The following is a 14291-nucleotide window of genomic DNA, read 5'->3' as shown; positions in this document are numbered from 1 at the left end:
TGCCGGTGGGCGCGGTGGTGCGGAACCTGGCCCGAGGGCACGACGCCGTCGCCGGCGGCGGCGTCGGCGAAGACCGCATCCACCGCCTGCAGCACCGGAGCCACCGAGCGGAACGAGGTATCGAGCTCGACCTCGTCCCAACGCCGCGTGGCCCCGGCGACCGCCGCGGCGAAATGCCGGCGCATTGTCTCGAAGCCGGCGGGATCGGCGCGCTGAAAGCTGAAGATCGATTGCTTGCCGTCGCCGACCGCGAACACGGTGCGCTCGACCTCGCGCGCCCCTTCGCCGGCGAAGAACTCCTGGGCGAGGGCTGCCACCACCTGCCACTGCTCGGGATTGGTATCCTGCGCCTCGTCGATCAGGATGTGGTCGATGCCGCCATCGAGCTTGAACAAGACCCAAGGGGCCACGCCGGGACGCTCGAGGAGATCGCGTGCGATCAGAATGAGATCGTCATAGTCGAGGAGCGCCTTCGCCGCCTTGCGCGTGCGATAGGCGCCGAGGATGGTCCCCGCGAGCCGGATCAGCGCCGCGGTCGCATCCGCCACGCGGCGGGCGTTCAAGCGCTTGATCAATGTGGAGAGCCGCGCCGCCTCCGCCTGCAAGGCGGACAAACAAGCGGGATCGGCGGCCTCGGCTTTCTTGGTGATGAGTGTGGCCCGTACCGTCTGCTCGCGGGTGAGGTACAGGTCGATATAGGTCGCGAGCCCGAGGGCACGCTCCGCCGGTGAGCGGGCGAGCCACACCGCCAAGGCCTGCCCGCGGCTTTGATCGCGATCGCTGCCGGTCGAAAGCGCCCGCGCCGCACCACGGAGCCCCGGCCCATCGAAGGCGCCCTCGGCGCCCGCCGCCCGGATCAGGTCGGTGACGGTCGTCGCCGGCTCGACGCCCAATCGCCGGAAGACGAGAGCGATCAGCGCCTCGCTCCCGCCGGCCTGATCCAACTGGCGCTGGAGCCGGCTGCGCTCGCGCGCCACCTCGGCCATCAGCTCATCGAAGGTGAACTCGCTCGCCTGCGCCGTCACTTCGGCCAGCGCCGCGGCCAAGGCCCGGTCGTGGCCGGCACGGGCCTCGTTCAGCACGTGATCGCGCGCCGCCGCCAGCAGCTCGAGCGCGGTGCGCTCGTCCGCCAGCTCGAAATACGGAGCGACGGCCGCCTCCAGCGGAAAACGCTTAAGAAGCGCTTGGCAGAAGCCGTGCAAGGTCTGGATCTTGAGGCCGCCCGGAGCTTCCAGCACCAGCGCGAAGAGCTGGCGGGCGCGGGTTCTGACCGCGTCCTCGGGCGGGCGACCGAGAACGGCGGCGACGTCGCCATCGACGTCGGCGGCGATCCCCGTCGCCCATGTCGCCAGGCGGTGGGCGATGCGGGTCGACATCTCCGCGGCTGCGGCGTTGGTGAAGGTGAGGCACAGGAGCCGCGATGGCGGCGTGCCCTCGAGCAGGAGCGCCAGCACCCGGTCGGTCAGCACCTTGGTCTTGCCGGCGCCGGCGGAAGCCGCAACCCAGACCGAGGCCTTGGGATCGGCGGCGCGGCGTTGGCGCGCCGTCGGATCCTGCTCGAGATCGGCTGCGACGCTCATGTCTCGCCGCCATCGCCCGAGGACCACTCCTTCACCCGGGCGAGATGCTCATAGTCGCTGTAGCGCGGGGCCGAGGCCGGGTTCGGGCGTGGGGCGTAGGGCGTGGTGGGGTCGTCATAGATGGCAATGAGGCGCATGAGGCCGGCTTTAGCCTCGGCGATGAGCTGGCTAGGCGCCTCGCCGCCGATGCGCCTGATCTCGCCCGCGGGCTCGCCGCCGGAAAGCCGCCAATAGGCAAGCTCGGCGACGGGCCCGGCGGGCACGCCGGCGAAGGCACCGGCCTCGGCGATAAGCGCCTCCAGCGGCAGCTGCGGAGCATAGCCCTGCTCGACCTCGGCCGGCCCGGGCGACTGGCCGGTCTTGTAGTCGATCACCTCCAAACGCCCGTCCTTCAGCCGGTCGATGCGGTCGGCCTTGGCCGTCAGCGTGAACGGGCCCGCCGGGCCGGCGAGCTCGATTGCGCCCAAGACCTCGCTCTGGGTCATGGCGATGGCGCCGCGGCGTGCCTGTTCGGCTTCGAGGAACCAGCCAGCGATGCGCTCGAAGCGCGGCCACCAGAACGCCCACACGCCGGGACGGGCGAGCGCCGGCGCGAAGGCTGCATTCCCATGGGCGATGAGACGCGGGAGGGCGTCGGGCGGCAGCGCGCCCGGACAGTCCTTGAGGAAGGCGTCGATCGCCTGGTGGATGAAGCGGCCGCGATCGGCCGCCCCCGGATCGGCTTCGACGGGATCGAGCGACCTCAGATGGAGGATGTGGCGGGCATAGATCGCATAGGGATCGCGCATCCAGGTCTCGATCTGGGTGACCGACAGACGACGGGGCCTGAGATGCACCGGCGGCCGGGGCATGGGCGGCGGCATCTGCACGGACCCAGCCGGCCGGTCGAGCCCGTCCCGACAGCCGAGCCATTCGCCTTCGGCATCGAGCGCATGCGGCCGTTGCAAGCGCTCGAGCACGGCTTCCAGGCGCAAGAGCCAGCGCGAGGGGATGGTGGGAGTGCCCTCGCTTCGCCGGGCTCGCGTCAGCACCACGTCGGGTGCGGCGGCGGCTTCGAGGAAATCATGGGCGGAGAGCCCGATGCGCCGCTCCGGCGAAGGCAGGCCGAACGCAGCGCGCATCGGCCGGCTGAGCCAGGGATCCGCCTGCGGCTCCGGCGGCCACACGCCTTCATTCAGGCCGCCCAGGATCATGAGGTCGGCGCGCTGCAGACGCGCTTCGAGCGGCCCCCAGATGTGGAGGCGCGGATGGCGTCCGTAGCGCGGGCGCACCACCCGACGGCCGATCAAGGTCTGAAACAGCCCGGGATAGTCGCCGCCGCGGATCGCCACCATGGAAGGGGCTGCGGCGCGAAGCTCCACGATGAGCTCGGCTGCCGCCTCCCCCGCTTCCCCTGCCCATAGCCGCTCGGCGCCGGCCTGCGCTGGCGTGTGCGCCAGGGCCTCGGAAGCTGCCAGGTGGCGGTCGAGGAGCAAGGCAAACTCCATGCGGTCCTCGCCGAGTCCGGCGATGAGCGGACGGAGCGCTGCTTCCAGGCCTTCGAGCAAGCCGAGGAGAGCGGCCCGCAAGTCTGCATCGATGTCGGCGTTTTCCGCGAGCGCGCGATAGAGGCCGTCGAAGCCTTCATCGGGACGCGGGCCCCTCAGGATCGCGCGTTCCAGCCGGCGGACCGCCTCGCGAAACCGCGCCGGCTCGGCGCCGCCGCTGGCGAGCGGATGCTTGAGGAGCGCCAAGAAGGCGCCCGGCGCCAGGCCCTGAACCGCGGCGTCGAGCATGAGCCGGAGAAAGGCGCCGGGTGCCGTGTCGGCGAGCGGCGTGCCGGCGGAATCGTCGATGGCGATGTCCCAGCGTCTGAGCTCGGCCACGACCCGACGGGCAAGCCCGCGGTCGGGCGTGACCAAGGCGGCGGTGCGGCCGGGGATTTCCAAGGCGTGGCGCAGCAAGAGAGCGACCACACCCGCCTCTTCCTGCGGGCCCGGGCAATCGATGCGCCGAAGACCGGCGGTGCCCGCGGCCGCGTCTTCGGGCAAGTCATGCCAGGCCTCGGTGGTGGCGGCCGGACGGAGCGCTTCGGCCAAGAGACGGAGCCGCGGCGCCGGCGAGCCGGCAATACCCCTTGCCGGCCAGTCCAGGACCGTATCCGGCGTCCGCTCGAAGCGGGCCAGCAGGCGCGCGAGACCGTGCTGCGGGTGGGTGGGTTCGGCGGTGATCGCCTCCCAGGTGGCGGCATCGATCGAGGGGTCGAGGCCGGGGAGGATCACCGCCCCTTCGGGCAATCCGGCCACCACCTCGAGCAGGGACGCGGTCGCCGGCACGCTGCCGGTGGAACCGGCGGCGACGACCGCCGTCGCCGGCGGCCGCTTCCGCCAGGCCTCGGCTTGGAGGGCGAGGAGACGAACCCGACGCTCGGCCGGATCGAGGCAACCGCGCTCCTTCAGGATCCTCGGCCAGGCTCGTGTCAGGATGCCGAGGAATTCCAGCGTGATCTGCCAGTGGCGGGCATAGTTGGCGGGCACCAGGCCGGCAAGCGCGTCGAAGGCGAGCCCTTCGGTCTCCACCTGATCCAAGAATCGGGCGAGCTCGACCGCCAGGCGAGCCGCCTGATCGGCGCTGCTGGGTCCGGTTCCCTCCTCGCCGCCGCGGGCGAGGATGAGGCGGGTCAGCAGCAGGTGACGTTCGGTCTCCGAGATCGCCGGCGCCAGGTCGAGGGCGGCGCCGAGACCGGTGTCCTCCGCCGATGCCAGATCGAGCTCGGCGGAATCCACATCGCCGATCGGTGTCAGCCGCGGCAGCAGCATGGCGCGATCGCCCGAACGGCGCAGAAACGCCTCGATCAAGCCTCGGCAGGCGCGACGCGTCGGCAGCAGAACGGTCGTCGCCGCGAGCTTGAGCCTGTCGCCGCCGGCTCGGTCGAGCAATCCCTGCGCGAGCGCATCCAGAAACGGCAAGCCCGGCCGGATGGTGAACAGCTTCGGGGAAGTCCGGGTCATCCCGGCCCGTACTGGACCTCGCCGCGGCGGAACCTGCCCTCGACAACCTCGAGATCGGCCGCGCTCGCGAGCTGGAACCACAGGCCGTCATGGACCACGCCGCCCAGCCGTCCGGCTTCCTCCGCCGCGCTCAAGATCCGCGGCAGCATGGAGAAGTGCTGGCTCGGTTCGCAAAACAGCCGCGGATGCACCAGCTGCACGCCGGTGTGGGCGTAGGGCACGACCTCGCGCTCGGGCCGGCGCTTGGCCACGCCCAAGGGATCCACGAGATAGTCGCCCATGCCGGCATAGCCGACGGCATGGGGCGTCAAATGCAGCAGCATCACCGCATCGAAGCGCTCGTCGCTCCAGGCATTGGCCAAGCGGCGCAAGGCCGGGCGATAGCCGTCGAACCAAAAGGCATCGCTGCTGATCACGAAGAACGGCCCATCGCCCAAATGTGCGAGCGCCGCCGAGATCGGTTCGGCGTCCGCCGCAATCACGCTGATGCGCGGCTCTGTGCGTCGCGAGAGATGCGCGGCGAGGCTCTCCTTGGAGGCGCCAGCATCGACGGCGACGCTTTCGACGCCGAACGCCTCGAGCCGATCCAGAATGCGGTCGATCACGGTTCGCCCTTGCACGGTGACCAGAGCCGTGGGCAAGGAGCCGAAGATCGGACCCGCATGCGCTTGGCGCTCGGTCGAGACGATGAGCGCAGTGGCAACCGCGGTCATGCCGGCACCCGCTCGCAGGGAATGCCGCGCCGCGTCGGCGGCAGATGCTCGCGGAACCAGAGGGCGACCGGCGCCAGCGCCGGATGGGCGAGATTGCCGGCGATGAGCCGCCACAGGCGCGGCAAATAACGGAGATAGGCGCCTTTGCCGTCGCGCGCCGAGAGCCGGGCGAAGACGCCGACGATGCGCAGGTTGCGCTGCGCGCCCTGAACGGCGTAGGCGGCGGCAAACGCCTCGCGGTCGAGGCCGCCCATGCCGGCCAAATACCGCACGAACATCTCCTGCTGCAGCGAAGCGGGCACGTCGCGGCGGGCATCTTCGAGCAGCGACACCAAGTCATGGCCGATCGGGCCCGCGACCGCATCTTGGAAATCCAAGAGCCCGCAGGCGCGCAAGCCCCCCCGATCGGCGAGCACCATCAGATTGTCCACGTGATAGTCGCGCAGCACGAGCGTGGTGGGCATCGGCCGGAGTGCGGCCAGCGTCGTCATCCAAGCAGCGCGATAAGCCTGACGCACCGACGCGGGTGGTGGCGGACCCCCAATCGCCGGCATGTACCAATCGATGAGCAGGAGCGCCTCTTCGATCAGGATCGTCGCCTCGTAGCGGGGAAGCCCACGGGCAATGTCGGCCGGCCGGCGGTTGAGGTCGATCAAGAGGTCGACGGCGAGCGCATAGAGCGCTCGCTCATCGCTGCCCGCCGCCAGGACTCTGGTGTAGGTGTCATCGCCGAAATCCTCGATCAGCAGAAAGCCGCATTCGGTGTCCTCGGCGATGATCGCCGGCGCGCTGTAGCCGAGCCGGTCGAGGCGCCGGGCCACGGCGAGGTAAGGCCTGACGTCTTCCATGGGCGGCGGCGCATCCATGAGCACCACCGTGCTGCCGGCGCGCTCGAGCCGCTCATAACGGCGGAAGGAGGCGTCCTCGGCAAGCGGCCGCCGTTCCGCGGCACCCCAGCCCGAGGCTTCGAGAAAGGCCTGAAGCGCTGCCGACCGCTCCCGCGTCTCAGCCATGGAACCCCGCCTTTGCCAACCGCTCGAGCCAGCTCGGGCCGCCGTCGGCGCGCAAGCCCCGCGCGTCCGGCTCGCGCCCGAAGCTGAAGCTGAGATCGAGGCGATCCGGCGGCAGGAGGGGCCCGAGCCGATCCGGCCACTCGATGAGGCTGATGGCTTCGGCGAACGCCTCCTCGATGCCGAGCTCGTAGGCATCCTCCGGCCGCGCCAGCCGGTAGAGATCGAAATGGCAGACCAAGCCGCTCGCCAGGGCATACTCCTGCACCAAGGTGAAGGTGGGGCTCGGCACCTCGTCCTCGCCGCCGCGGGCCCGGATGAAGCCGCGCGCGAAGCTGGTCTTGCCGGCGCCGAGCTCGCCCGCGAGCGTGATCACGTCGCCCATCCGGGCAAGCGGCGCCAGACGGAAGGCAAGCGCCATCGTGGCTGCCAGGTCGGGCAGGGTGAGGGCGAAGGCCGAAACAGCCGTGGCTACCATCGAGGGATCATGGATCGCGTGCGGCTTTGTAGCCTTCGCCCCCATCCCGCCGCAACCGGGACGCCGCACCGGCGGAATCGACGCTGGGCGTCGCCCCGGCGCCGCGGAAAAGCGTGAGAATCGCCCTCGGCCACGCCCGGGGTTGCGGGCTCCCTGCGGCATGGTCATGTTAGCGGCGATTCTCGAGCGCGCCTCATTTCGCGGAGCCCCGATGCCCAGCACCGATCAAAAAGCCGATGTCGCCATTATCGGGGCCGGGCCCGTCGGACTCTTTGCCGTGTTCGAATGCGGCATGCTCAAGATGAAGGCGCATGTCATCGACGCCTTGGATGTGCCGGGCGGGCAATGCGCAGCCTTGTACCCGGAGAAGCCGATCTTCGACATTCCGGGCTATCCCCGGATCGACGCCGCAGAGCTCGTCGACCGCCTGGTGGAGCAGGCCCAGCCGTTCAAGCCCGCCTATCACCTGGGCCAGCAGGTGCAAAAGGCAACGGCCATGGCGGAAGGCTGGCAGCTCGAGACCGCCTCCGGCCTTCGCATCGGCGCGCGGGCACTCGTCATCGCCGCCGGTGTGGGCGCCTTCGGACCCAATCGACCGCCGCTCGCCGGCATCGAGGCGTTCGAGGGCAAGAGCGTCTTCTATCTGGTGAAGCGGCGCGAGGATTTCCGCGGCAAACGCATCGTGATTGCCGGCGGCGGCGATTCGGCGGTCGATTGGGCCTTGTCCCTGGCGGAGGTCGCCGAACGGGTCATGGTCGTGCATCGGCGACCGAAGTTCCGCGCGGCACCGGAGAGCGAGTCCCGCCTCAAGGCCTTGAGCGATGCGGGCAAGCTCGATCTGGTGGTGCCGTACCAGCTCGCCGACGTCGAAGGCGCCAACGGGCAGGTGACCGGCGTGGTGGTGGCCACCCTCGACGGCGAAAGGCGGCGGCTGGAAGCCGACGTGCTGCTGCCGTTCTTCGGGCTGTCGATGAATCTGGGACCGATCGCGAGCTGGGGCCTCAACCTCGAGCGCAACCACATCACCGTCGACCCGGCCACCTGCCGCACCAATGCTTCCGGCGTCTTCGCCATCGGCGACATTGCGACATATCCGGGCAAGCTCAAGCTGATCCTCTCCGGCTTCGCCGAGGCAGCGCTCGCCGCCCATGCGATCCGGCCCCTGGTCTTCCCGGGCGAGGTCTTCCACTTCGAGTACTCGACCACGCAGGGAATCCCGGCGTCGTCCTGAAGCTCCTCAGGGGGCAGCGGCGCCGGAGCTCGCCGGTGCCGCCGCGTCGGCATCGGCCGGTCCATCGGCCGGCACCAGGCAGGTGATGGTGGTCCCTTGGCCCAACGCCGAGTCGAGCGTCACCTCGCCGCCATGCAGCTCGATCAGGCTGCGCACGAGGGAGAGGCCGAGTCCGGCGCCGGCGGCGCGGCCGGATTGCTGGCCGCGCTCGAAGCGGTCGAATACCCGTTCGCGGTCGGATTCCGCAATGCCGACACCGGTGTCGGAGACCGACAACGCCACCATGGCGCCCTGGCGCCTGGCGGCCAAGGTGACGCGGCCGCCGGAGGGAGTGAATTTGAGGGCGTTGGACAAGAGATTGAACAGGGCCTGCTTCAGGCGCCGCTCGTCGGCTCTGAGGCTGCCGATGTCGTCGCCGCATTCGACCGCGACCACCAGCTCGCGGTTGCGGGCGCGCTCCTGCACCAGGCTGGCCAGGCCCACCAGCAGCGGACGAATCTCGACAGGATTCAGCTCGAGGGTCATGTAGCCGGCCTCGATCGACGCCAGATCGAGGATGTCGTTGATGAGTGTCACCAGGGCGGAGGACGAGGAGACGATCGCCTGGGTGTATTCGAGCTGGCGCTCGTTCAGGGGCCCAAAAAGCTGATGGGTCAACAGCTCGGAGAAGCCGATGATGGCGTTCAAGGGCGTGCGCAGCTCGTAGGACACGTTCGCCATGAACTCGCTCTTCAGGCGATCGGCGGTCTCCAGGGCGGCGTTGCGCTCGCGCAGCGCGCGTTCGACGCGGGTGGTGTCGGTCACGTCCTGATAGATCATGAGCGTGGCGCCGTCGGGCAGCGGCACGCGCCCATAGTCGACGACCCGGCCGTCCTGGCGCTCGATGCGCGCACCCGAGGGCTCGCGCGCGGCCTCGGGGTCGGCGGCGAGGTCACCCGGATCGGCACCCGCGAGCGCCAGGCCCATGCGCCTGGCGAGGTCGTTCACATGGGTCCCGGGCGCCAACAGCGGCGGCAGGCTCCAGAGCTGGGCGAAGGCCGGATTGGTCAATCTGAGCCGGCCATCGCTGCCGAACACGGCGATCGCCTCGTTGAGGTTGTCGAGGGTTTCGCGCTGGACGGCGATGAGGGTGTTGTAGGAGCTCTCCAACGCCAGCCGGTCGGTCACATCCTCATAGGTGAAGACGAGGCCGCCGAAGGGATGCGGCGCCACCGTCATCATCAGCGTGGTGCCGTCCGGCAGGTGCATCAGCTCTTCCACCGGCTCGATCAGCTGGGTAAAGAGGTTGAGCCGCTGCTGCTTGTGCTGGGCGAAGTCGGAGTACTCCGGCAGCCGGCGGCGCTCGCGCAGCACCTCGATCTCCTCGGCCAGGCTGGGCTCGCCCTTGAGCCAGCGCGGATCGTGGCGCCAGAGCCTGACATAGGCGGCGTTGTAGAATTTCAGCCGCTTGTCCTTGCCGTAGATCGCAAGCGCGGTCGCCAGCCGCTGCAGCACCTCGCCATGGGCGGCGACATGGCGGGCCAGCTCGTCCTGGGTCTCGGCAACCACGGTCACGTCCTCGGCGTAGCCGGCGAGCTCGCCGCCCGCCATCGGCTGCTCGGTCACGTCGAGGAGCCGCCGCTGCCCGCGGACCACGACCGAATGGCTCTCGCTCTGCGCCCGGCCGGTGCGTTGCGCCCGCTCCGCCAGGGCCCGCGCCTCGGCTGCAGCGCTGACCAGCGCGCTCGACTGGCTCAGCACGGTCTCGCGCGAAACGCCCAGGGTGTCGGCATAGGCGCGATTGACCCAGGCGAGCACCACGTCGCGGCCGCGACGCCAGATCGGCCAGGGGAGGAGATCGAGGAGCGCCCGGGCGCCGTCGCGCTCGCGCTCGAGCCGGGTGCGCGCGGCCTCCAGCGCGACGGACGCGCTCGCATCGGTGAACCAGAGGATATCCGGCGCCCCCATGCCGGCATCCCTAGGCCTGATGCCGGTGACGGCGAGGCCGCGGCCGTCTTCGCAGGCAAGGATGAGAGTAAAGCCGGCGCCCTCGGCCGCGAGCGCGCCGACGGATTGCTCGAGGCTGGCGCGGTCGGCCTCGACGAAGGACGCCAGCAGCCGAGGCCAGCCCGCGTCCGGGGCCAAGCCCAGGAGATCGCGGAGTGTGGCGGTCATCTCGAAGCGCCGCTCGCTGCCATGCCAGAGGCAGGCCCCGCCCGGGGCGGCGGCGATGACATCCTGGCTGAGCCGCACCTGGTTCACGCGCCGGCGCGCATCGCGCTTAAGAGCGGCGAGCCGCCACGCGAGCCAAACACAGAGTAGGAAGAGGGCCGCGAGCAGAGCGGCGATCAAGACCGCAAGGGAACCGTCGATCGGCACCCGGGCGCCCGCGTCCGGCCTTTGCTAGTACCGGTAGGTATCGGGCTTGAAGGGGCCGGTGCCGGCGACGCCGATATAGGCCGCCTGCTCAGCCGAGAGCCGGGTCAGCTTGGCGCCGAGCTTGGCCAGGTGCAGGGAGGCCACCTTCTCGTCCAGATGCTTCGGCAGCACGTAGACTTGTCGCTGATACGTCGCGTGGTGCCGCCACAGCTCGATCTGCGCGATCACCTGGTTGGTAAAGGACGCGCTCATCACGAAGCTCGGATGCCCGGTGCCGCAGCCGAGATTCACCAGCCGCCCCTTCGCCAGCACGATCAGCCGCTTGCCGTCCGGGAACACCACCTCGTCCACCTGCGGCTTAACCTCTTCCCACTTGTAGTTCCGCAAACTCGCGATCTGGATCTCACTGTCGAAGTGCCCGATGTTGCACACGATCGCCCGGTCCTTCATCACCCGCATGTGCTCCAGCCGGATCACATCCACATTGCCCGTCGCCGTCACGAACACGTCGGCCACCGACGCCGCATCCTCCATGGTCGTGACCTGGTAGCCTTCCATCGCCGCCTGCAAGGCGCAGATCGGATCCACCTCGGTCACCATCACCCGCGCCCCGGCGTTCCGCAAGCTCGCCGCCGAGCCCTTGCCCACGTCGCCGAACCCGCACACCACGGCCACCTTCCCCGACAGCATCACGTCGGTCGCCCGCCGGATCCCGTCCACCAAACTCTCCCGGCAGCCGTAGAGATTGTCGAACTTCGACTTCGTCACCGAATCATTCACGTTGATCGCCGGCACCAAGAGCTTCCCCGCCTTCGCCATCTCGTAGAGCCGCCTGACCCCCGTCGTCGTCTCCTCCGAGATGCCGCGCACCTCCTTCAACAGCTCAGGATGCTTCTCGTGCATCACCTGGGTCAGATCCCCGCCATCGTCCAGGATCATGTTCGGGCGCCAGCCCGCCGGCCCGAAGATCGTCCGCGGCGATCGCGGAAGCGGCATGGTCTTGCGTGGAGAAGATGTTGCACGACGACCAGCGCACCTCCGCCCCCAGCGCCACCAAGGTCTCGATCAGCACCGCGGTCTGGATGGTCATGTGCAGGCAGCCGGCGATCCTGGCCCCCTTCAAGGGCTGCTCCTTGCCGTACTCGGCCCGGGTCGCCATCAGGCCCGGCATCTCCGTCTCCGCGATCCGGATCTCGCGGCGGCCCCAATCCGCCAATCCCAGGTCCTTCACCTTGTAGTCGGCGGCGGCGGCTTTGGCGGCGACGGACATGGAGGATCTCCTCGACCTAAATGGGTAGGGGGGTGGACTTTGGGAGGGGGTGAGGATCACCCCATCCCCGACCCTCCCCGGGGCGAGCGAATCGGCAAGGCGTTGAGGCGCGCGGGCTTGTAGCAAGCAGACGGGGGAGCGGCAAGGGGTAAGGCCCCAAGATCACTCCTCTAATGTTCACCGGTGTTGAATTCGTCCAGGAGCTCGGAGATGCGCGCTTCGTCCCATTGCTCCATGATGGCACGCGCGCGTTGCGTGGCCGCCACCAGCTCCAGGTGGCGCACCCGGCGCTTCACCCGGCTCAGGCTGGTGGGAGCCATCGACAGCTCGCGCACGCCCAAGCCCAAGAGCAGCGCGGTGTAGCGCGGATCGCCCGCCACCTCGCCGCAGACGCTGACGGGTATATGCGCGCGGAGTGCGGCCTCGACCGCGAACTGCACCAGGCGGAGCACGGCTGGATGCAGCGGATTATAGAGATGGGCGACCTGGTCGTCGGCGCGGTCGATGGCCAGAGTGTACATGGTCAAGTCGTTGGTGCCGATGGCGAAGAAGTCCGCCGCCAGCGCCAAGGCATCGGCCGACAAGGCGGCCCCTGGAACCTCGATCATGACGCCGAGCGGCGGCAGCGGATCGGCGATCCTGACGGCTCGCCGCTTCAGCCGCCGGATCACCTGCTCCATGATCTCGCGCACGCGCCTCACTTCGGAGACGGTCGAGATCATCGGCAGCAGCACCCTGACTTTGCCGTGGGCGCCGGCGCGGAGGATCGCCCCCAGCTGCGCCTCCAGGAGCTTGGGCTCGATCAGGCTCAAGCGGATGGCGCGCAAGCCGAGCGCGGGATTGGTGCTCTGCCCGATATGGGGCCCGAGGGAATAGGCGAGCTTCTCGCCGCCGACATCAAGCGTGCGGATCGTCACCGGGCGCTCGCCCATCGCCTCGACGATGCCGCGGAGGATGGCGTATTGCTCGTCCTCGCCGGGGAGATCGTCCCGGTTCATGTACAGGAACTCGGTGCGCAGGAGGCCGATGCCGCCGGCGCCGGACGCGATCACCCCCTTCACCTCCCGCGGCAGCTCGAGATTGGCCTGCAGCACCACCACATGGCCGTCGCGGGTGACGGCGGGCAGGTCGGCGAAACCGGCGAGCGTTGCCTGCTCGCGCAGCCAGGCCGCCCGGAGCCGTCGGTATTGGGCCAGCGTTTTCGGTGCGGGATCGACGACGACGCGGCCGGCATTGCCGTCGACCACCACGGTCTCGCCGCCGCGCACGCTGGTCAAGAGATCGGCGGAACCCAGAACGGCCGGCAGCCCCAAGGAGCGCGCCATGATGGCGGTGTGGCTTTCGGCACCGCCCAGCACGGTGGCGAAGCCGGCGACGCTGCTCGGGTCCAGGAGGGCCGTATCGGCGGGCGTCAGCTCCTCGGCCAGGATCACCGCGCCGGGAGGCAGGCCGTGCAAGGCTTTGTAGGGGGTCTTCGTCAGCTGCCGGATGAGACGGTTGCCGGCCTCGCGGATGTCCTCGATGCGGGCGGTCAGATACGCATCGCTCATGCGCGCGAAGCCCTTGGCGATGTCGGCGATCACCGCGCGCACCGCCGCCTCGGCATTCTGCCGATCGCCTTCGATGCGCTCGACCACGCCGCGCACCAGGCGCGATCCGGTCAGCATCTGCAGATGCGCATCCAAGAGGTAGCCCAGCTCCTCTCCGGCGGCACCCGGGATGCCGGCGCATTTGGTCTTGAGCTTGCGCAGCTGCTTTTGCGCGCGGGCGACCGCGTCGGCGAAGCGCTCCTTCTCGGCGCCGACCTGATCGGGCTCGATGGTGTATTCCGGAACCGGCAGCTCGCCCGACTCGATGCGGTGCGCCAGCCCGATGGCGATGCCCGGCGCGACGCCGACGCCCTCGAACTGCCGCTCGCCGGAGCGCCCCTCAGCTTTCATCGAACTTGCTCTCGACGAGACGGGCCAGCGCCGCGACCGCTACTTCCGCATCCGCACCCTCGGCCCGGATATCGATGCAGCAGCCGGGCCCGGCCGCCAGCATCATGAGGCCCATGATCGAGCGGCCGGAAACGGTGCTGCCGTTCTTGGACACGGTGATCTCGGCCACGAAGCCCTCGGCGAGCTTGACGAAGCGCGCGGCCGCGCGCGCATGGAGGCCGCGCTGGTTGACGATGGTGACGCTGCGCTCGAAACGCTGAACGAAGGCCTCCGGCAACGACCTCTCGGTCACGCCTTCTTCTCTCCGTTGAGCAGCCGCGAGGCGACGTTGATGTATTTGCGTCCCGCCTCCTGGGCGCTGGCGACGGCTTGCTCCAGCGATTCATTGGCACGCACCTTGGCGAGCTTGATCAGCATCGGCAGATTGACGCCGGCGATCACCTCGACCTTGGCCTTGTCCATGATCGAGATCGCCAGATTGGAGGGCGTGCCGCCGAACATGTCGGTCAGCAGCACCACGCCCTCGCCGGAATCGACTTCGGCGACCCGGTCCAGGATCTCCCGCCGTCGCTCTTCCATGTCGTCTTCGGGACCGATGCACACGGCGGTCACGCAGGTCTGCGGACCGACAATGTGCTCCAAGGTCGCGATCAGCTCCGCAGCCAGACGGCCGTGGGTGACCAAGACCAAGCCGATCATCGGACGAATTTCCTCATCGAAG

General features: G+C 69.4%; 10 protein-coding genes and 1 pseudogene. 1 reads left to right on the top strand and 10 read right to left on the bottom strand.

The genetic code is table 11. The features are described 5' to 3' along the window. The 5 genes from HY058_14305 to tsaE all read right to left on the bottom strand — a co-directional run. On the bottom strand, positions 1-1580 hold a 1580-nt coding region (locus HY058_14305; protein ID MBI3498468.1), incomplete at its 3' end, for a UvrD-helicase domain-containing protein. Continuing rightward, positions 1577-4570, bottom strand: coding sequence for a double-strand break repair protein AddB (addB, locus tag HY058_14300; GenBank protein ID MBI3498467.1), 2994 nt, complete (start codon positions 4568-4570; stop codon positions 1577-1579). The genes addB and HY058_14305, both read right to left, overlap by 4 nt. Next, positions 4567-5283 carry an NTP transferase domain-containing protein gene (locus HY058_14295; protein MBI3498466.1) on the bottom strand — a complete coding sequence of 239 codons (717 nt, stop codon included), beginning with the start codon at positions 5281-5283 and terminating at the stop codon, positions 4567-4569. Before HY058_14295 ends, addB begins: the two co-directional genes overlap by 4 nt. Then, positions 5280-6296: a phosphotransferase gene (locus tag HY058_14290; protein MBI3498465.1), complete on the bottom strand. Its 1017-nt coding sequence runs from the start codon at positions 6294-6296 to the stop codon at positions 5280-5282. Before HY058_14290 ends, HY058_14295 begins: the two co-directional genes overlap by 4 nt. Continuing rightward, on the bottom strand, positions 6289-6771 hold the full coding sequence (gene tsaE, locus HY058_14285; GenBank protein ID MBI3498464.1) for a tRNA (adenosine(37)-N6)-threonylcarbamoyltransferase complex ATPase subunit type 1 TsaE: 483 nt from the start codon (positions 6769-6771) through the stop codon (positions 6289-6291). Before tsaE ends, HY058_14290 begins: the two co-directional genes overlap by 8 nt. Before the next feature lie 211 nt (positions 6772-6982). On the opposite strand from tsaE, the gene HY058_14280 reads away from it, so the two are divergent. After that, entirely contained in the window at positions 6983-8002 is a 1020-nt protein-coding gene (locus tag HY058_14280; GenBank protein ID MBI3498463.1) for an NAD(P)/FAD-dependent oxidoreductase, read from the top strand. Between the two features lie 6 nt (positions 8003-8008). On the opposite strand, the gene HY058_14275 is transcribed toward HY058_14280, so the two are convergent. The 5 genes and pseudogenes from HY058_14275 to HY058_14255 all read right to left on the bottom strand — a co-directional run bounded on the left by HY058_14275 (position 8009) and on the right by HY058_14255 (position 14269). Then, on the bottom strand, positions 8009-9949 hold the full coding sequence (locus tag HY058_14275; GenBank protein MBI3498462.1) for a PAS-domain containing protein: 1941 nt from the start codon (positions 9947-9949) through the stop codon (positions 8009-8011). Between the two features lie 435 nt (positions 9950-10384). After that, a pseudogene (locus HY058_14270) lies at positions 10385-11630 on the bottom strand (adenosylhomocysteinase). 170 nt (positions 11631-11800) lie between these two features. Next, positions 11801-13570 (bottom strand): phosphoenolpyruvate--protein phosphotransferase, encoded by a 1770-nt coding sequence (ptsP, locus tag HY058_14265; protein MBI3498461.1) that lies wholly within the window; start codon positions 13568-13570, stop codon positions 11801-11803. Beyond that, positions 13560-13847 carry an HPr family phosphocarrier protein gene (locus tag HY058_14260; GenBank protein MBI3498460.1) on the bottom strand — a complete coding sequence of 96 codons (288 nt, stop codon included), beginning with the start codon at positions 13845-13847 and terminating at the stop codon, positions 13560-13562. Before HY058_14260 ends, ptsP begins: the two co-directional genes overlap by 11 nt. 11 nt (positions 13848-13858) lie before the next feature. Then, positions 13859-14269 (bottom strand): PTS sugar transporter subunit IIA, encoded by a 411-nt coding sequence (locus tag HY058_14255; protein MBI3498459.1) that lies wholly within the window; start codon positions 14267-14269, stop codon positions 13859-13861. Positions 14270-14291 lie beyond the last annotated feature (22 nt).

It is taken from the genome of Pseudomonadota bacterium, from assembly GCA_016195085.1.
In the GTDB taxonomy this organism is placed as follows: Bacteria; Pseudomonadota; Alphaproteobacteria; order SHVZ01; family SHVZ01; genus JACQAG01.
This window is presented reverse-complemented; position numbering and strand designations above follow the sequence as displayed.

Excerpts from the sequence above, each read along its gene's own strand:
- HY058_14280 (MBI3498463.1), top strand. The coding sequence starts at position 6,983 with ATGCCCAGCACCGATCAAAAAGCCGATGTCGCCATTATCGGGGCCGGG.
- tsaE (MBI3498464.1), bottom strand. The coding sequence starts at position 6,771 with ATGGTAGCCACGGCTGTTTCGGCCTTCGCCCTCACCCTGCCCGACCTG.
- addB (MBI3498467.1), bottom strand. The coding sequence starts at position 4,570 with ATGACCCGGACTTCCCCGAAGCTGTTCACCATCCGGCCGGGCTTGCCG.
- HY058_14290 (MBI3498465.1), bottom strand. The coding sequence starts at position 6,296 with ATGGCTGAGACGCGGGAGCGGTCGGCAGCGCTTCAGGCCTTTCTCGAA.
- ptsP (MBI3498461.1), bottom strand. The coding sequence starts at position 13,570 with ATGAAAGCTGAGGGGCGCTCCGGCGAGCGGCAGTTCGAGGGCGTCGGC.
- HY058_14255 (MBI3498459.1), bottom strand. The coding sequence starts at position 14,269 with ATGATCGGCTTGGTCTTGGTCACCCACGGCCGTCTGGCTGCGGAGCTG.
- HY058_14295 (MBI3498466.1), bottom strand. The coding sequence starts at position 5,283 with ATGACCGCGGTTGCCACTGCGCTCATCGTCTCGACCGAGCGCCAAGCG.
- HY058_14275 (MBI3498462.1), bottom strand. The coding sequence starts at position 9,949 with ATGGGGGCGCCGGATATCCTCTGGTTCACCGATGCGAGCGCGTCCGTC.